This is a genomic window from Luteimonas salinisoli, assembly GCF_013425525.1.
In the GTDB taxonomy this organism is placed as follows: domain Bacteria; phylum Pseudomonadota; class Gammaproteobacteria; order Xanthomonadales; family Xanthomonadaceae; genus Luteimonas; species Luteimonas salinisoli.
The window spans coordinates 22,884-40,480 of sequence record NZ_JACCKA010000024.1; the positions used below are offsets into that span (position 1 = coordinate 22,884).

Annotated in this window: 15 protein-coding genes; 12 read left to right on the top strand and 3 right to left on the bottom strand. The window is 64.6% G+C overall.

Going from position 1 to position 17,597, the window contains the following annotated elements; genetic code table 11:
- Nucleotides 1-15: 15 nt before the first annotated feature.
- Nucleotides 16-846 (top strand): class I SAM-dependent methyltransferase, encoded by an 831-nt coding sequence (locus H0E84_RS02830; RefSeq protein WP_180677111.1) that lies wholly within the window; start codon nt 16-18, stop codon nt 844-846.
- Nucleotides 847-876: 30 nt separating this feature from the next.
- Here the strand turns inward: H0E84_RS02830 and H0E84_RS02835 are convergent, their stop codons facing one another.
- From H0E84_RS02835 to H0E84_RS02845, 3 genes are all read right to left on the bottom strand, one after another.
- Nucleotides 877-2,229 (bottom strand): UDP-glucose dehydrogenase family protein, encoded by a 1,353-nt coding sequence (locus H0E84_RS02835; protein WP_180677112.1) that lies wholly within the window; start codon nt 2,227-2,229, stop codon nt 877-879.
- A 129-nt stretch (nt 2,230-2,358) separates the two neighbouring features.
- Nucleotides 2,359-2,991 carry a CoA transferase subunit B gene (locus H0E84_RS02840; RefSeq protein WP_180677113.1) on the bottom strand — a complete coding sequence of 211 codons (633 nt, stop codon included), beginning with the start codon at nt 2,989-2,991 and terminating at the stop codon, nt 2,359-2,361.
- Between the two features lie 12 nt (nt 2,992-3,003).
- A complete protein-coding gene (locus H0E84_RS02845; RefSeq protein ID WP_180677114.1) occupies nt 3,004-3,738 on the bottom strand; it encodes a CoA transferase subunit A in 735 nt (244 codons plus the stop codon).
- Nucleotides 3,739-3,837: 99 nt separating this feature from the next.
- Between H0E84_RS02845 and H0E84_RS02850 the strand changes: the two genes are divergently transcribed.
- The 11 genes from H0E84_RS02850 (at nt 3,838) to H0E84_RS02900 (ending at nt 17,523) form a co-directional block, all read left to right on the top strand.
- Nucleotides 3,838-4,749, top strand: a complete 912-nt coding sequence (locus H0E84_RS02850) for an ATP-grasp domain-containing protein (protein WP_180677115.1) — start codon at nt 3,838-3,840, stop codon at nt 4,747-4,749.
- Between the two features lie 99 nt (nt 4,750-4,848).
- Nucleotides 4,849-5,595, top strand: coding sequence for an electron transfer flavoprotein subunit beta/FixA family protein (locus H0E84_RS02855; RefSeq protein WP_180677116.1), 747 nt, complete (start codon nt 4,849-4,851; stop codon nt 5,593-5,595).
- A gap of 98 nt (nt 5,596-5,693) precedes the next feature.
- Nucleotides 5,694-6,632, top strand: a complete 939-nt coding sequence (locus H0E84_RS02860; RefSeq protein WP_180677117.1) for an electron transfer flavoprotein subunit alpha/FixB family protein — start codon at nt 5,694-5,696, stop codon at nt 6,630-6,632.
- A 132-nt stretch (nt 6,633-6,764) separates the two neighbouring features.
- The gene (locus H0E84_RS02865; protein WP_180677118.1) at nt 6,765-7,955 is read left to right on the top strand and encodes an ATP-grasp domain-containing protein; all 1,191 of its coding nucleotides are present in this window, start codon (nt 6,765-6,767) and stop codon (nt 7,953-7,955) included.
- Nucleotides 7,952-8,941 carry a glycosyltransferase family 2 protein gene (locus H0E84_RS02870; protein WP_180677119.1) on the top strand — a complete coding sequence of 330 codons (990 nt, stop codon included), beginning with the start codon at nt 7,952-7,954 and terminating at the stop codon, nt 8,939-8,941. The genes H0E84_RS02865 and H0E84_RS02870 overlap by 4 nt, the downstream gene beginning before the upstream one ends.
- A gap of 2 nt (nt 8,942-8,943) precedes the next feature.
- On the top strand, nt 8,944-10,011 hold the full coding sequence (locus H0E84_RS02875) for a methionyl-tRNA formyltransferase (protein ID WP_180677120.1): 1,068 nt from the start codon (nt 8,944-8,946) through the stop codon (nt 10,009-10,011).
- A gap of 32 nt (nt 10,012-10,043) precedes the next feature.
- The gene (locus H0E84_RS02880; RefSeq protein WP_180677121.1) at nt 10,044-10,739 is read left to right on the top strand and encodes a class I SAM-dependent methyltransferase; all 696 of its coding nucleotides are present in this window, start codon (nt 10,044-10,046) and stop codon (nt 10,737-10,739) included.
- Complete coding sequence (locus tag H0E84_RS02885; protein WP_180677122.1) at nt 10,736-11,677, top strand: lysylphosphatidylglycerol synthase transmembrane domain-containing protein; 942 nt, start codon at nt 10,736-10,738, stop codon at nt 11,675-11,677. Before H0E84_RS02880 ends, H0E84_RS02885 begins: the two co-directional genes overlap by 4 nt.
- Nucleotides 11,674-12,828, top strand: a complete 1,155-nt coding sequence (gene rffA / locus H0E84_RS02890) for a dTDP-4-amino-4,6-dideoxygalactose transaminase (protein WP_180677123.1) — start codon at nt 11,674-11,676, stop codon at nt 12,826-12,828. Before H0E84_RS02885 ends, rffA begins: the two co-directional genes overlap by 4 nt.
- A 182-nt stretch (nt 12,829-13,010) precedes the next feature.
- On the top strand, nt 13,011-15,212 hold the full coding sequence (locus H0E84_RS02895) for a hypothetical protein (RefSeq protein ID WP_180677124.1): 2,202 nt from the start codon (nt 13,011-13,013) through the stop codon (nt 15,210-15,212).
- Nucleotides 15,213-15,414: 202 nt separating this feature from the next.
- On the top strand, nt 15,415-17,523 hold the full coding sequence (locus tag H0E84_RS02900) for a glycosyltransferase family protein (protein WP_180677125.1): 2,109 nt from the start codon (nt 15,415-15,417) through the stop codon (nt 17,521-17,523).
- The last annotated feature ends 74 nt before the right edge of the window (nt 17,524-17,597 follow it).

Here is a 17,597-nt window from a genome sequence, read left to right on the forward strand (position 1 = left end):
AGCCGGAGGACCTGGATGATGCGAATCGCGGACATCAGCATGCGGCTGCACCCGGATGCGGAAGGTATCTACACGGCAGCGGGGTCTTCCGAGGTCTCGTACGCGACGCACGGTCACGAGGACTGTTTCGGCATCGAGGACCGCTCGTTCTGGTTCCGGCACCGCAACCGCTGCATCGCCAGCGTGGTTCGCAACCACCCCTTTCCCGGCGGTCCGTTCCTCGACATCGGCGGTGGCAATGGCTACGTCGCCCAGGGTCTGACGGCCGAGGGCCATGAGGTACTGCTGCTCGAGCCCGGTCCGATCGGCGCGCGCAACGCGCGACTGCACCGGAAGCTCGAGCACGTGGCCTGCGCCAAGGTGGAGGATGCCGGATTCGTTCCCGGCAGCTTCGGCGCGATCGGCATGTTCGACGTGATCGAGCACATCGAGCACGATCGTGCGTTCTTGCACGATATCGCGCCGCTGCTGATGCCCGGCGGGCGCCTCTACCTGGCGATTCCGTGCCACCAGTGGCTATGGTCGCGAGCGGACGAGCACGCCGGGCACTTTCGTCGCTACACCCGCCGGAGCCTGCACGGGCTGCTGGAGGGCCTGTTCGACATCGACTACCTGGGCTACTACTTCGCCCCTTTGGTACTGCCCCAGTACCTGCTGCGCGCCCTGCCCTATCGGCTTGGATTCGGGCGCAAAGGCGTATTGTCCATGCAGGCCGAGCATGGCGCCGGCGAGGGTATCGCGGTTCGCGCGATCAACGTCCTGCTCGACGCCGAGGCACGTCGGATCGCGGCCGACCGGCAGATCCGGTTCGGCGCCAGCGCGCTGGTGGCGGCGACGCTGCGCTGACCGCGCCTGTTCCCTCGCCCCTACACCAGCTCACGCGACGATCGGGACAGGAGCCCGTAGCGAGCGGCCCCTGCCGATTCCGTAATAGGCGATACCGGCTTGCTCCAGCTCGGCGGGATCGTAGACGTTTCGCCCGTCGAAAACGACCGCATCGCCGAGCGCGCGCAGTGCAGTCAAGTCGGGACTGCGAAACTGCCGCCACTCGGTCACCACGGCCAGGGCGTCGGCGCCACCGAGCGCCTCCTCCATCGAATCGCAGAGCACCAGGCCGGCACGCTCGCCGTAGATCCGGCGTGCCTCGCTCATCGCCTCGGGATCGTAGGCCCGGACCCGCGCTCCTGCCTGCCACAGCTGGTCAATGAGGCGGCGGCTGGATGCGGCGCGCATGTCGTCCGTGTTGGGTTTAAACGCCAAGCCCCACAACGCGAAGGTACGGCCTGAGATCCGGTCGCCATAGTGTCGCAGGATCAACTCGAACAGGTGACCCTTCTGGCGCTGATTGACGTCTTCCACTGCCTCGATGAGCCGTGCCTCGTAGTCGTGCTGCCGCGCGGTGCGTGCGAGCGCCTGGATGTCCTTGGGAAAGCAGGATCCCCCGTAACCCACGCCCGGATAGATGAACTGCCAGCCGATCCTCGGGTCCGAGCCGATTCCCTGCCGGACCTTCTCGACATCGGCGCCAACACGCTCGGCGATGTTCGCGATCTCGTTCATGAAGCTGATCTTGGTCGCCAGCATCGCGTTGGCTGCGTATTTGGTCAGCTCGGCCGAACGCACGTCCATCACCACGAAGCGGTCGTGATTGCGGACGAACGGCGCATATAGCCGTTTGAGCTTGTCCACGGCGGCTTGGGTAGCGGCGCCGATGACGATGCGGTCGGGACGCATGCAGTCGTTGACCGCATCGCCCTCCTTCAAAAACTCGGGATTGGATACGACCTCGAAATCGATCTCGACCCCGCGCCGTGTCAGCTCGCCGGCAATGGCCTCCTCGACCAATCGCGCGGTGCCGACCGGGACGGTCGATTTGTTGACCACGATTGTCGACGACCGAAGGTTCGCGCCGATCGTCGCCGCCACCGTCAGCACGTACTGAAGGTCGGCACTGCCGTCCTCGTCCGGGGGGGTGCCGACCGCAATGAACACGATCTCCGCACCCTCGAGCGCGGACGCAGCGTCGGTGGTGAAGTGAAGACGACCATCGCCGCTGTTCCTGGCCACCATCGGCGCCAGTCCAGGCTCGTAGATCGGCAGGCGACCCTGCTTCAAGCTCTCGATTCGGGTTTCGTCGACATCGAGGCAGGTGACATCGTGCCCGATCTCGGACAGGCAAGTACCGGTCGCCAGGCCGACATAACCCGTCCCGAAGATGCTGACCTTCATCCTTCTCATCCCGGCTCTCGCGTCAGGAGGCTAGCCTAGCCTCCACCCGTTACAGTTCATGGTCGATGGTGGACGCCGATGCTGGGCCGCCGCGGGCGAAGCGGGATCGTCGAAGCTCGTGGCAGGCCACTAGCGTGGCGCGATGGAGACCCCTGTCTTGGCGCGCAGGTCGTCCTCGGCGACTCCGGGTGCCAGCTCGACCAGCTTCAGTCCGTCCGGGGTCACGTCCAGCACGCCAAGGTCGGTGATGATGCGGTCGACCACGCCGACACCGGTCAGCGGCAGGCTGCACTCGGACAGGATCTTGTGGCTGCCGTCCTTCGCCACGTGCTCCATCAGCACCACCACGCGCTTGACCCCGGCGACCAGGTCCATTGCCCCGCCCATGCCCTTGACCATCTTGCCGGGCACCATCCAGTTGGCCAGGTCACCCGTGCCGGTGACCTGCATCGCGCCGAGGATGGCCAGGTCGATGTGGCCGCCACGGATCATGGCGAACGAGTCATGGCTGCCGAAGTAGCTCGCCCCGCTGCGTGCGGTGACGGTCTGCTTGCCGGCGTTGATCAGGTCGGCGTCGACCTCTTCCTCGGTCGGGAACGGGCCGATCCCGAGCAGGCCGTTCTCGGACTGCAGCCACACGTCCACGCCCTCGGGGATGTGGTTGGCCACCAGCGTGGGCAGGCCGATACCGAGGTTGACATAGGCACCGTCGGTGAGTTCGCGGGCGGCGCGCTGCGCCATCTGGTCGCGGTTCCAGGGCATCTCGGTCTCCAGTCAGGCTGCGCGGACGATGCGCTGCTCGATGCGCTTTTCCGGGGTCGGATTGTGGACGATACGGTCGACGTAGATGCCGGGCAGGTGCACGTGGTCCGGGTCCAGCGCGCCGGTCTCGACGACCTCCTCCACCTCGGCCACGCAGACCCGGCCGGCGGTCGCGCAGGCGGGGTTGAAGTTGCGGGCGGTCTTGCGGAACACCAGGTTGCCGGACCGGTCCGCCTTCCACGCCTTGACCAGCGCAACGTCCGCAGTGAGCGCGGTTTCCATCACGTAGTGATGCTCGCCGAACTGCCTGGTTTCCTTGCCCTCGGCCACCACGGTGCCGTAACCGGTGCGGGTGAAGAAGGCGGGAATGCCCGCGCCGCCGGCGCGCAGCCGCTCGGCCAGGGTGCCCTGCGGGTTGAACTCGAGCTCGAGTTCGCCGGCCAGGAACTGGCGCTCGAACTCCTTGTTCTCGCCGACGTAGGAGGACACCATCTTGCGGATCTGCCGGGTCTCCAGCAGCAGGCCGAGGCCGAAGCCGTCGACGCCGGCGTTGTTGGAGATCACCGTCAGGTCCTTCGCGCCGGAATCGCGGAGCGCGGCGATCAGCGCCTCGGGAATGCCGCACAGGCCGAACCCGCCCACGGCCAGGGTCTGGCCGTCGGCGACCAGGCCGTTGAGTGCAGTGGCGGCGTCGGGATAGAGCTTGTTTCGGGCATCCCCGGTCGATGGGGCTACGGCCTCGGCCATCGGACGGCTCCTCGGGCGGAAAGCACACAGTCTACCGCCTGGCCCCGCCCGGGCCGACCCGTACCTTCGGACAGGCCGCGCCGCCGGTAGACTTGGCGGATGCCCCGGATCGCCCTCGCCTCCGCCGTCGCCGTGACCGGCCACGACCCCGACATGCCGCTGCTGCTGGAGGCCTGCGCGCACGCCGGACTGGACGCGCAGGTGCTGGCCTGGGACGACCCCAGCGTCGGCTGGGCCCGCTTCGACCTGGTGCTGCTGCGCTCGACCTGGGACTACGCCCTGCGACGCGCCCACTTCCTCGACTGGTGCGATCGGGTGGCCGCGTGCACCCGCCTGCTCAATCCGGCACCGATCGTGGCCTGGAACACCGACAAGCACTACCTCGCCGACCTGGCGGCTGACGGGGTGCCGGTCATTCCCTGCACCTTCGTCGAGCCGGATGCCGAACCGATGCCGGCGCTGCAGGCGTTCCTGGCCGCAGGCCGCCACGACGACGGCTTCGTGGTCAAACCGGCGGTCGGGGCCGGCGCCCGCGATGCCCAGCGCCACGCGGCGCACCAGGAGGTGGCCGCGGCCAGCCATATCGCCCGCCTGCTGGACGCCGGGCGCAGCGTGCTGCTGCAGCCCTACCTGGCGGAGGTCGACCGCCAGGGCGAGACCGCGCTGGTGTACATCGGCGGCACGTTCAGCCACGCCGCACGCAAGGGACCGCTGCTGGGACTGGGCTCGGATGCCGACGGCGTGCCGCTGGCGCCGGAAGCCATCACCCCGGCCGAAGCCACGCCCGCGCAGCGCAGGCTCGCGGATCAGGCGATGGAGGCGATCCGGCGCAGGTTCGGGCTGGAAACGCCCCTGCCCTATACCCGCGTCGACCTGCTCGCTGCCGCCGACGGCAGCTTCCGGCTGCTGGAACTCGAACTCACCGAGCCCTCGCTGTTCCTGCCGCAGGCGCCGGGGGCGGCCGGCCGCCTGGCTACCGCACTGGCCGAACGCCTCCAAACCGGTGCGTGAAGGCGGATTCGCGCCCGACCGGGCCGAACCGGTAAAATCCACGGGTTCTGCATCCAGGCTGGCAGCTGCCCGCCGCATCCACAAGGAACCCCCGCAACGATGAAGATCCTCGTCGGCTACAAGCGCGTGGTGGACTACAACGTCCGCATCCAGGTCAAGCCGGACGGCTCCGGCGTGGTCACCGACGGCGTCAAGCTGTCGCCGAACCCATTCGACGACATCGCCCTCGAGGAGGCGCTGCGGCTGCGCGACCAGGGCGTGGCGACCGAGGTTGTCGTCGCTACCATCGCCCCGGCCAACGCCCAGGCGCACCTGCGCAACGGCTTGGCGATGGGCGCCAACCGCGCCCTGCACGTGGTCGCCGACCAGCCGGTGCAGCCGCTCACCGCCGCGCGCACCTTCCTCAAGCTGATCGAGAAGGAGCAGCCCGACCTGGTGATCCTCGGCAAACAGGCGATCGACGACGACGCCAACCAGACCGGCCAGATGCTGGCCACCCTGTGGGGCCGCCCGCAGGCCACCTTCGCCAGCAAACTGGCGATCGAAGGTGGCAAGGCCACAGTGACCCGCGAAGTCGACGCCGGGCTGGAGACGCTGGAGGTCGACCTGCCCGCAGTGGTCACCACCGACCTGCGCCTGAACGAGCCGCGCTTCATCAAGCTGCCGGACATCATGAAGGCCAAGAGCAAGCCGCTGGAGACGATCCCGTTCGCCGACCTCGGCGTCGAGTCCGGCGATTTCCTGGAGACCACCGGCCACGCCGCGCCGCCGAAGCGCAGCAAGGGCGTGATGGTGAAAGACGCGGCCGAGCTGGTCGCGATGCTGAAGGAAAAGGGCCTGCTGTAACCCGCTTCCAGCTCCTCTCCCGGCTGCGGGAGAGAGCCAGGGTGAGGGCGCGAAGCACCGCGCTGTCGCGACCGACCCGAACCGCAAGGAGAACTCCCATGTCCAACGTCCTCATCGTCGCCGAACACCTCGACGGCCGGCTCAACGGCTCGACCGCCAAATGCGTGTCGGCCGCGCAGGCGCTGTCGCCCGACACCATCGACATCGTCGTGCTGGCCGCCGACCCCGCTTCCGTGGCCGCCGAGGCGGCCAAGCTCGCCGGCGTGCGCAAGGTGCTCACTGTCGCCAACGAAGCCAACGCCCATCCGCTCGCCCAGGTGCTTGGCCCACAGGTGGTGAAGCTGGCCGAGGGTTACAGCCACGTGTTCGGTCCCTCCACCACCTTCGGCAAGGATCTGATGCCGGTGGTGGCGGCCCTGCTCGGCACCGCCCAGGTCTCGGACGTGATGACGGTCGAGTCGAGTCATGAGTTCACCCGGCCCATCTATGCCGGCAACGCGATCATCACGGTGAAGGCCCCGGCCGACCGCCCGGTGGTGGCGACCGTACGCACGGCATCCTGGCGCGAAGCGGCCCGCGACGGCGACGCGGTCGTTGAAGAGATATCGGTGGAAGCCGATCTGCCTGCGCACACCCGCTTCGTGGAACTGGCAGCCGGCAGCTCCGATCGCCCGGACCTGCAGAGCGCGAAGCGGGTGGTCTCCGGCGGGCGCGGCGTCGGCTCGGAGGAGAACTTCAGGATCATCTTCGACTTCGCCGACAAGCTCGGCGCGGCGGTCGGCGCGTCGCGCGCCGCGGTCGACGCCGGCTACGTGCCCAACGAACTGCAGGTCGGCCAGACCGGCAAGATCATCGCCCCCGAGCTCTACATCGCCATCGGCATCTCCGGCGCCATCCAGCACCTGACCGGCATCAAGGACGCCGGCACCATCGTCGCCATCAACAAGGACCCGGACTCGGCGATCTTCGAGATCGCCGACATCGGTCTGGTGGGGGACCTGTTCAAGGTACTGCCGGAGCTGGAAGCGGCGCTTTGACCCGGGATGGGCACGCGCCGAGCCACGAGACGAAAGGGGGCGGCATCATGGTGCCGATGACGGAGGGGCGCTTCGCATGATCGAGAAACTAGGCACCTGTATGGAGGAAATCGCCATAGTGAGGCTCCGGTGATGAGCAGGCTCTTGATACTCGGCGCCGGCCCGTTCCAGCTGAGCGGCATCAGGAAGGCGGTGGATCTCGGGCACGAAGTAATCACCCTCGATTATCGGCCGGACAATGTCGGCCATCGATACTCTCACCGCAGCGTAAATTGCAGTACGGCCGATGCCCAAGGCGTCGCCCGAGCGGCCCGGGACTTGGATGTCGACGGCATCTGCACCTTCTCGTCCGACGTCGCGATCCAGGCCCTCGCGCTTGCCTGCTCCGAGCTCGGACTTCCGGGAGTCGCGCCGGAGATCGCACGAACCATGTCGCTAAAGAACCGGTTCCGGCGATTCCTCGAAGAGAAGGGCTTGCCTCACCCGCTGTTCGCCGCTGGCGAGTCCTTCGACATGCTGCGCGAGCCGATCGGCCGTATGCGCTGCCCACTGATCTTCAAGCCGGTGGATACGTCCGGTTCGCGCGGCGTGATTTCCGTGCCCGAGGCGAATGAGACGAGCGCCCGCGCAGCGTTCGATGAAGCCAAGCGTTTCTCGCCCTCCGGCACGGTATGCGTGGAGGAGTTCATCCAGGGAACCGAGGTGGGCGGCGATGCCCTTCTGTTGGACGGGAAGATCGCCTTCGTTGCGATCACGCACAAGCACCTGTCCCGGTTCGTGGTGACGGGGCACAGCTTGCCTGCCGATATCGACGCAGCGGATCAGGCTCGGGTACAGGCGGCCCTGGACGAGTGTTGTCGTGCTCTCGGATACAGCGAAGGCGTGCTGAACTTCGATGTCATGGTCACGGCGGAGACCGTCTACGTCCTGGAAATGAGCGCCAGAAACGGGGGGAACGGTATCGCCGCCGTCATTGCCCGGGCGACCGGGGTCGACGCGGAGGTCGCCGCCATTCGCCTGGCACTCGGAGAACGCCCAGACCTGCGGACATCGGCTCACCCCAAAGGTGTGGCATCCTGGATATTCGGAAGCGATTCGTCCGGGACCCTCAAAAGGATTGCCGATTTCGATGCCGTACGCCAGAAGGTTCCCGAGCTATTCGAGTTCCATCAAGCCATTCCCGTGGGCGGAAAGGTCGAACCATTCACCCACGGCGGACAACTCCTCGGCTATGCGCTATTCGACTGCCCGGAACCCGCTCTATACGCGCCTACCGTAGGCCGGATCCGGAAGGCACTCGATCTTGCGGTGGAGCCAGGATGAACGCATTGCTCCCGGAGAACGCCATGCCAGCGAACACCGGCTTCTCGATCGTGGTCCCGGTCTACAACTCACAAGCGACCCTACCTGAACTCCATCGACGCCTGACGACCACCATGGAAGCTCTCGGCGAGCCGTTCGAACTGGTGTTCGTGGAGGACGGCGGCCGCGACGGCTCATGGAAAGTCCTGGAAACGCTGGCTGAGCTTGACCCGAGACTGAAGGCCGTGCAGTTGATGCGCAACTCCGGCCAGGGCAATGCGACCCTCGCCGGAATCGAGCAATCCACCGGTGAAATCATCGTCACGCTCGACGACGATCTCCAGCATCCGCCGGAGGAGATTCCGTCGATGATCGGGGCGCTGCGCGCAGACCACGAATGCGACGTCGTCATCGGCGCACCTGAAATCAAGCGGCACAACCTTGTCCGGCGCACCGGAAGCGCCCTGGTCAACCGCGTCAACACATGGTTTCTGCACAAGGATCCGGAGTTGCGCTTCACCGGCTTCCGGGCGATGCGGCGCAACGTTGCAGAAGCCCTCCTAGGCCAGCGCGTGCCGTATCCCGCACTCGGGCCGATGCTCATTTCGATCACGCCGCGGATCGTCAATCTCGTCGTTCGTCACGACGCGCGCCAACACGGAAGGAGCGGCTACGATCTCAGGCGGATCATCAAGCAGACGCTCGCGAACTTCATCGGCTATTCGATTCTCCCCCTTCATATGCTTGCTGCGATCGGGGCATTCGGAGTTCTGTTCAGCATCCTGTTCAGCGTCTATTTCGCCGTGCGCTATTTCGCCCACGGCATCGGTGTGCCAGGTTGGACGACGCTGCTGTTGACCTTGCTTGGGCTATCCGGATTCAACTTCTTCGCCTTCGGCGTTCTGGGCGAGTACATCCTGCGCATCAGCCGCAATACCGAACGACTGAATCACAGGATCGTCCGGCGCATTGCGTCCAGCGCAGCACCTGGCGTTTCGGGCAAGTGACGATGCGCTTCGTCTATCTCTCACGCCAGGCCAACCGTAGCGGCTATCTCATCTTGGAGCACCTGCTCACCGAAACCCGCTACGCTCCCGATTGCGTAATACTCCCGCCTTACCGGGGAAGGGTGGAGTATCTCCGGCATGCCGCCCCTTCGGACGCAGCCGACGCCGCCACGACCAGTGCTACCGGAAAGTGCGATTCGACCGGTTCAATCGACGAACTCGCCCGAAAGCATGCCGTTCCGGTGCATCATGTTGCCAACCTCAATGCTGGAGAGGGGTTTGCCCTGTTGCGTTCGTACTCGCCCGAGCTGATCGTGCTGGGCGGCGGATGGCCGCAAATGCTCAAGCCCCGCGTGATCTCGTGCCCGCCTCTCGGAGTCATCAACACCCATCCGTCTCTACTTCCAGAATTCCGGGGCACCGACGTGCACCGCTGGCAGGTGCTGCACGGTGTCGACGAATCCGGGAGCAGCATCCATTACGTCGACGAATCCTTCGATACCGGCGCGATTGTCGGCCAAGTGCGATTCTGCGTGGACGATTCCGACCCGCCTCAGGTCCTGGCGAGACGGGCCGCCATCTCGGCCGGACCGCTGATGGCGCACGCTTTGGCGCTCATAGACGAAGCCAAGCCCCGACGCGCCGCTACCGAGAAGCAGCCCCCCCCTGCAGGCGCGCCGTACTTTTCGAGATGGAAGTGGGAGGACCTGGACTTTCTTCGGTTGTCGTGGGACAAGCCTGCGGAAGAAATCCGTCGGTTCGTTCTAGCCTGCACGCAGGAGTCGTATCGCTACAACGGGCCGTACTTCCATTTTCGCGAGAAGCGATTCATGGTCCGACGTGCGATTGCGGGCCCACCAGCTACCGCCATGCCGTGCGAGATCGGGCGCGTCGTGAAGATCACGGATCGGGGTCCTCTGGTGACTTGTGGCGAGGGCGCAATTATTCTGACAGAGGTGCAGCCGGCGTCCGATCGATTCTGGCCGGAGGCCTTTCATACCGCTCCCACACTGGATGGAGCGGAGTTTTGCAGCGCTTTCCGCGTCGCCGCGGGAAGCCGTTTCGAATGAAGGCGGGACGGCTCCAACTTGGGAGGTCTGGTATGAGTCATGGGGAACAGGACATTGCCGCAAGACAGGCGGCCTATTACGGCAGCCTTTATGAGCAGCATGGCCCCGGGGTGGACGCCGTGGCTTCCGGAAATCAGGTCTACAAGAACCTCAGGTACGAAAAACTGGCCTCGATGTTCGGCCAAGACCACGCATTTTCCGTGCACGACGTGGGTTGCGGGGTTGGGCACTTCTACGAATTTCTGGGAAAGCACTATCCGGAAAGAAAGATCGACTACTCTGGCACGGAGATCACCCCGGCTTTCGTGGAGCACTGCAAGAGCGTCTATCCGGACAAGGATTTCCAACTTCGCGATCTTTCCGCCGCACCTTTCCCGGAGAAGTACGACTACCTGGTGTTCGGCGGCACCTTCTACCATCTCGCCGGCAGTGATTCCGCCGAGTTCTGGGAGTTCGTCAAACGCATGCTGACGCATGGGTTCATGAGCGCCCGCAAAGGGATCGCGGTCAACTTTGTTACCGGATACGTCGGCTATAGGCTGCCGGATCTTTTCTATGGAGACGTGGGGGAGGTCACACGGTTCATTTCCAGCGACCTGTCGCGGTTCTTCACTGTCGACCACGCCTCTCCACTCTTCGAACATACGATCTGCGTCTACCGGGACACCCACATTCGCCAACGCTACGCAGATCCGGCTTTCGGCAAGTACTTCAAGCCTCCCGGATGAGCACGCACTCCACGCGCAAGCGTCGGTCTTTTCGGGCATTGCAACTGGCCGTCGCTGTGGCGGCCTTTTTCTATGTATTTTCGCTCGTGGACCTGCAGGAAGCGAGGCGGGCCCTGTCTGGCATCGACCTGCGCTTCTTCGCAGCGGCCTTCTTCCTTGCCTTGCTCGGTCTGTTCTCGGCGTCCTTGCGCTGGGTGATCCTGCTGCGGTCCGCGGGAATAGGCTACCGGATCCTGGACGCGTTCCGGTGCTATCTGGCCGGCGCTTTCTATGGCTTGGCGATGCCCGGGGTGATCGGAGGAGATGTCAGCCGTGTGGTGATCTGCCGCCACCAGACCGGTGCGCCGCTGGGAAAGCTCACGGGATCCGTTCTTCTCGAGCGGTATCTGGGCGTAGTGACGCTGCTGTGCCTGCTGGTCATCGGCCTTTCGAGCTCGTCCGCCGAATTCCTGCCGCCGCAGGCGGCGACCGTGGCGCCGCTTCTTGCGGCGGCGGGGCTCGCAGCGATCCTGGCCGTTCCCGCGCTCGTGCGGCGGAACACTCTGGGCGTGGCTCTCCACCCCCGTCTTGCCCGGCTCGGGGGCTTGCTTGATGCCGTGGGCGGCCTCCGTCCCGCTGGACTAGCGAAAGCTCTCGGTCTCAGCGGTGGCTTTCAGCTTTCCGATATTCTCGGTACCTATCTGGTTGGCCAGGCTCTGGGCACGGCACTCCACGGTCCGGAGCTCCTCGTGGCCCTGCCGCTCGCATATCTCGCAACCGCGCTTCCCATATCCCCGTCCGGGCTCGGCATCAGGGAAGCGACACTGGTGCTCGTGCTCGCTCAGGCCGGGGTTTCGACCTCAGAGGCGGCTCTCCTCGCACTGGTCATCTTCTTCATCCGTGTACTAGTTGGTATCTTGGGCGGCCTGGACCAGATGCTAGGGACCCTTCGAAAGTGAAACCTGCAACGAACAGACGTACGCCTTTCAACAAGCCGTACGTCGGGGACCGGGCGCTGGAGCACCTCCGCCGGTCGCTGGAGAGCCGCAGCCTGTCCGGAGATGGCCCGTACACGGCGATGTGCCAGCAGTGGCTCGAGGAGGACATCGGCTGTCGCAAGGCGCTACTGACGCATTCGTGCACCGGCGCGCTGGAAATGGCCGCTCTCCTGCTGAACTTGGAACCCGGCGACGAAGTCATCATGCCGTCCTATACCTTCGTCTCCACGGCAAACGCCTTCGTTCTCCGCGGCGCAGTTCCGGTCTTTGTCGACATCAGAGCCGACACGCTGAATCTTGACGAATCGCTCATCGAGGCCGCGATTACGCCGCGGACACGCGCAATCTGTGCCGTGCACTACGCCGGAGTGGGCTGCGAGATGGATCCCATCATGTCGATCGCCGAGCGCCATGGTTTGTCCGTCGTCGAAGACGCCGCACAGGGGATCAGGGCACGCTATCGTGGCCTTCCGCTTGGCTCCATCGGCAGCCTAGGTGCACTCAGCTTCCACGAGACGAAGAACGTCGTTTCGGGCGAAGGCGGTGCGCTACTGCTGAACGATCCCGAGCTGGTAGAGCGCGCGGAAATAATCCGCGAGAAGGGCACTAATAGAAGTAGGTTCTTTCGCGGGCACGTCGACAAATACACTTGGGTCGACGTCGGATCCTCGTATTTGCCAAGCGATCTGATCGCCGCCTTGCTGTACTCCCAGCTCGACGAGGTGGATGAAATTTCCCGGCAGCGAATGGAGCTGTGGAGCGCCTACCACGCCTGGGCCAAGCGACACGAGGAAGAGGGTCGGCTGCGGCGACCGGTAGTTCCGCCTCATTGCGACCACAACGCTCATATGTACTACGTTCTCTTGCCTACTGGCGAAAAGCGCGCGCGATTCCTCGGGAGCCTCAACGGCCGCGGCATAGGGAGCGTTTTCCACTACGTGCCGCTCCACGATTCGCCCGCCGGCGTGCGCTATGGCCGTACCTCGGGCCGTCTGGATGTCACTTCCGACGCCAGCGAGCGCCTGGTGCGCATGCCGTTCTGGCTGGGCATGGGCGAGGCATTCGAAGAGGTCTTGCGCATCGCAGATGAGGCACTGCTGGATGAGGAATAGGCGCCTTCGCCTGCGCTCGCCCGCCAAAGAACCGCGGCGGCTCGTTCGTACCGCGCCGCCATGGAACATCGCGGCGGCCCAGTCCGAAGGGGGGAGGGGCGGTCGATCGCTTCTCCAGATGAGCTGGGGATCGGACAACCGGTAGTCGAGGGACGTGCCGCGAGCTGGATACTTCTATGGGGATGAAGCACTACCTGCCACTGCGCTTCGATGAGATCCGCAACGGACTGATGCATGCTTGCATCGCCTTCGTCCTTGCGCTGCTCGGGTTGGGCGTGGTTCTGGGCATAGGACATACGTGGATGGACCTGTGGGACGCCCTCTCGAAGGAGAGCGGCGCCCACCTCGTGTTGCGTAGCGTGCTGGCGGTAGCGCCAGCAATGGCGACCTTCGCTGCAGCCTGGTGGCTCGCGCGCCGCGCTCGTCCCCTGCCGCCAGTTCTGTTCCTCCTTGGCTTGGTCGTCGCGACCCTGGCGCTGAGAGCCGCGCTGATCGGCCACGTAGAACCCGCTTGGAGCACCGACTACCTCAGATACTGGCAGCGTGCCGTGGAGATGGCCGGCAGCGACGCGTTCTCCGTGACCAGCATCTACCACCAACGGGCACTCTTTGTTCCCTACCCGGTCGCGCTCGTATTCGGACCGGAAGCGACCACGGCACTCAAGTGGACCAATGCGGCTCTGCTCTTGATTGTGCAGCTCGCCGCCTACGACATGATGCGCCTGTCGACGAGCCATCAAGCCGCGCAAGCGTCTTCGATCATACTCGCAGCTTCTCCGCTTCCCGCATACGCCGCTCTGATTCCGAGCCACGACATCTGGGCCCTTCCGTTCGTCGCTGTTTCGATCTGGGCCGTGGTAAGAGCACGATCCCTACAGGGGGGCAGGCTGGCGAGGGTGGCGTGTCTATGCGCGCTGATCCTGCTGTGCTCGGTCTCGGCCTATGCCTTGGAACTGCAGCGCTCCATCGGGACCATACTGTGCGCCGCAATGGCTTTGGCTGCCGCGATCCAGCTGGGCGCATCTTGGCGGAAAGGCCGCAGATGCCTGGCTATGCCCGCGGCGTCGATGGCTATCGTGGCAACGGCTGCACTTCTACTGCAGCCCGCCCTCGCAACAGTCGGACGGGCCATCGAAGTGCACCCCGTCAAGACCGAGCGCAATGCAGTTCCCCGTGCGATGAAGCTCGCTGCGCATGGCAGCGCGATGGGAACGGCAAGGAGCGCATGGTACGCGAGGTTCAACGACAGGTTTCATGCGCAAACCACGCACGGCGCGGACCCGGCCAGAGACTTCTCGCGGTCGGTGATCATTTCCACGTGGGCGCTCCAGCCCGCTGGCAAGCTGGACGGCATGCGAGAGCACGCCGAGAGGCTGTTTTCCCTGAGCTACCCACCGGACTGGGACACCATCCTTCGAAGGCCGGCCGAGATGGACCCGGAAGTCCGAAAGACATTGATCCTGCATATCGGGGCATTCGGCTTCATGCTGCTTGTCGCGACGCTGTTCGCACTTGCCGTACTCGCCAGTCGCCCATTCCGGATCGCATTCCCTGTGCTGGCGGGGATCCTGCTTTTGGTCGCGGTGAGCCTGGCCTTGCTGTCGCTTTTTGAGAACAAGCCCTACAACATCGCTCCTGCATGGTTCGTTTATCCGCTCCTAGTCGGCTGCGCGCTCTCCCTTGGCGGGCGCAACGGCCGGCACGACGAAGCCGTGCATCCGGCAAGGCGCGCGATCTTGGCGACATCGGTGGGGATTCTTTTCGGAATCGCCGCTCTTCTGACCATCTGGCTCTGCCTGCGCGCGAGCTACGGGGAGGACGACGGCCTGATCCTCGATGGATGGGCACTCAGTCTGAAACAGTCCGGCGCCGCCCGGGGTGACTGGACGTCGATATTGGAGAACGAGCCCACGCGGGCGTTCGAGCCGAAATACTACGTCCGGGACACGAGGGACTTCGTGCTTCGCGATGCTCCACAGGATGGGGGCCGCATCCTCCACCGCGCAGATGCGCTCTACATGACGCTCAGATTCCCGGACGGGCACATCTCGGCTGGCGACAAGCTTTCCGCAGCCAGGGAGGTATGCGTGACCAGTCAGCGGAAGGCGCTGCAGTTCTTCATGTTTGCACCTTATCAACGAAGGAGCGTCACGAATGCGTTCTCGGTGCGCGTAGCGGTCGACGGCAGACAACTCGGGCAATTTCCGGTTCCCTACGAGGATCGAGGCGATACCATGGCGCTCGTTTCAATTCCCGACGTCATGGACGACCAGAATCAGTGCCGCACGCTGTCCATAGAGCTCGTGTCGAACGTCGATCGCAACGCCCTGTCCTGGGCTCGCGCTTCCCATGTAGAGATCTGGTTCCCGCGCTTGGTTCACTAGTGGCCAGCGATCGCGCCGCTCCTCGAGACGAGAGCGCTTGCGCTTTGCTCCCAAACGCCCCCGGAAGGCATGTCCCCATGAAAACTACGACGCGTTCGTAATCCACAACGACGATTGGCGGCCTCCGGATCTCCCGAAGCTCGGGCCGGCCTTTGTTGAACGGCAGACTTCAACAGCGAATGCGCACCGCCAGGAGCATAAAGTGAACTCGCAACGACTGCGAAGCGCGAGCGAAACCGTCGTCCTCACCCTGGGACGAAGCCCGATCGTGGGCGTGCTCGGCGTGGGCCTCTTGATCGGGTTGGTGGTAAGCGGCCAGCGCGTGCTTTCGCTTCCTTGGCAGGATCACGCTCTCGAACTGTCCGCACTGGCTTTCGCGACCCTGATCCTCTGGCAGATCGTCCACCGGACAGCCACGCGCGCGACCGCTTTTCCCGTGGCGCCCTTCCTGGCAGTCACCATCGCCACCGGATTGATGATCCGCCTTGCCTATGTCAGCGCCATCGAACCGGAATGGTACAGCGATTTCGAACGCTACTGGCGATATGGACTCGAGTTGGCCAAGAGCGATGGTGGGCAGATCACAAATGGCTACCTGCGCCGAGCCAACTTCATCACTCGCCCGTTGATCGAGCTGTTCGGCCCCCGCCCCGCGGTGGTCCCCTATTCGAACGTCCTCGTCTTGACGTTGATCCAGATCATCGGCTACGACATCCTCAGACGCGTCAGAAGCCACCAGGCCGCCCAGGGCTTCAGCCTGCTGTGGCTCGTAGTCCCGATCCCACTCATGTCGGCCGTCGTGCCCAACCACGATCTGGTGGGAATGCTGCTGGTGAGCGCCGCGGTTTGGCTCGGCTTGATCGCACAGTTCCACGATTCTGCCACTACGCGAAAGAGTGTATCCGTCGCATGTTGGATCGCCGCGGGGGTCCTGGTCGCGCTGCTCGAAGCGATCCGTGGGCTCGGGACACTGTATCTGATCTGTCTCACCCTGATCACTCTTGCGGCGCTGGCGGTGGCGCTCATCCGGGGAGCTCGCAAAATTCCGAGCTCGAGACGCCGGGCGATCCTGTCATTGGTCGGGCTCGTACTCGTCATCGCGTCTTCTGCAGCCACGGAAAGCGCGCTCCGCAAAGCCGGCATGCTGACGTCCCACGAAACCGAGCGACATGCCCGGATCCGCTACACGACGCCACACACAACTTCCCTGTCCGATGGCACATACGCCTTCATGCGCGCCTTCGAACTGGCGTTCATGACCGAATTCCGCGAGGATCCGGAAGCCTTCGCAAGCTTTCGTCGTTCGCTGGCCCTTACGGACTTCATCGTGGAGCCCACTGATCGGTTGCAAGCGAGCTTGAAGCGGATGCAGCGCCAGTACTCTCTCGGGTCACAGCTCGGATTCTACTTGCGCGGGGTGGACGCCCCGGCGCGGCGGATCCTCGGTGCCTACAATATCTTCTTCGCGATGTCTTTCGTAGCGATGTTGCTGCTTGCGATCATCCGACTCGCTCAGCGTCGGATCGACGTCCCCATCGTAGAATCGTTTCTGCTGCTGCTGACCGCAGCCATCTCCGCGGCGATGCTTCTGATCGGCGAGAACCAGCCTCGCTATCTCTCGCTTCTGTGGCTGGCGGGAGCAATCGCCATCCCGAGCCAGATGGCGGCCGAGAGCCTGGCCAGGGACCGGGCGCCCGGCCCGGCGTGGCTTCTGGCCACCTCCGCAGGCGTTCTAGTCGCGTTGCTTGCGGCATTCTGGCTGCTCGCCACGTGGATCTTCACTCCCGCACGCGGGTTGATCCTTCACGATTGGACGCTCTCTGGCCCAGGTGCCGACGCTGGCACCCGGGAGTTCCTGGCGACCCTGCAGGACCGCAGGTCCACAGTGATGAAGGGCCGTGACGGAGAGCCGATCTTGGCGAAGTTCGACGAACTCTCGCTGAAGCTGATGCTTCCCTCGCCGCGGCCCCAGCCGAACGGCGCTTCCGCCCGGACCTCGGTATGCGGCCTGAACCCCCCCGTCGAGTTCGAGTTCCAATACCACGCGCCCGGCGGAACCCTAATGCGGAATGGAGAACTCTCGCTGGAGTTGCGCGCCAACGAGAACCTGATCTGGAGCTCCCCTCTGTCTGATCGGGCACACCCGCGCCGCGTGCGTACTCGACTACCGCTCGATGACGGCGGGTGCACGAATCTGCGATTCGACCTCACGATTCGCGGCGAGCCGAGTCGAAGCTATCGGCAGGAGGACACCTTCGTGGAAATATTCTTCCCGCGGATCGACACCCCATCTACAATGCCCGAAGGCTGAATCGTTTCGTCCTCTTACTGCGCCGACGGCTCGCGGTGTCGCGGAGTGCCGCACTCCGCTTCCGGCCCGGGCTC

Excerpts from the sequence above, each read along its gene's own strand:
- H0E84_RS02865 (WP_180677118.1), top strand. The coding sequence starts at position 6,765 with ATGAGCAGGCTCTTGATACTCGGCGCCGGCCCGTTCCAGCTGAGCGGC.
- H0E84_RS02860 (WP_180677117.1), top strand. The coding sequence starts at position 5,694 with ATGTCCAACGTCCTCATCGTCGCCGAACACCTCGACGGCCGGCTCAAC.
- H0E84_RS02835 (WP_180677112.1), bottom strand. The coding sequence starts at position 2,229 with ATGAAGGTCAGCATCTTCGGGACGGGTTATGTCGGCCTGGCGACCGGT.
- H0E84_RS02855 (WP_180677116.1), top strand. The coding sequence starts at position 4,849 with ATGAAGATCCTCGTCGGCTACAAGCGCGTGGTGGACTACAACGTCCGC.
- H0E84_RS02840 (WP_180677113.1), bottom strand. The coding sequence starts at position 2,991 with ATGCCCTGGAACCGCGACCAGATGGCGCAGCGCGCCGCCCGCGAACTC.
- H0E84_RS02830 (WP_180677111.1), top strand. The coding sequence starts at position 16 with ATGATGCGAATCGCGGACATCAGCATGCGGCTGCACCCGGATGCGGAA.
- H0E84_RS02875 (WP_180677120.1), top strand. The coding sequence starts at position 8,944 with ATGCGCTTCGTCTATCTCTCACGCCAGGCCAACCGTAGCGGCTATCTC.
- H0E84_RS02845 (WP_180677114.1), bottom strand. The coding sequence starts at position 3,738 with ATGGCCGAGGCCGTAGCCCCATCGACCGGGGATGCCCGAAACAAGCTC.
- H0E84_RS02885 (WP_180677122.1), top strand. The coding sequence starts at position 10,736 with ATGAGCACGCACTCCACGCGCAAGCGTCGGTCTTTTCGGGCATTGCAA.
- H0E84_RS02850 (WP_180677115.1), top strand. The coding sequence starts at position 3,838 with ATGCCCCGGATCGCCCTCGCCTCCGCCGTCGCCGTGACCGGCCACGAC.
- H0E84_RS02870 (WP_180677119.1), top strand. The coding sequence starts at position 7,952 with ATGAACGCATTGCTCCCGGAGAACGCCATGCCAGCGAACACCGGCTTC.
- H0E84_RS02895 (WP_180677124.1), top strand. The coding sequence starts at position 13,011 with ATGAAGCACTACCTGCCACTGCGCTTCGATGAGATCCGCAACGGACTG.
- H0E84_RS02880 (WP_180677121.1), top strand. The coding sequence starts at position 10,044 with ATGAGTCATGGGGAACAGGACATTGCCGCAAGACAGGCGGCCTATTAC.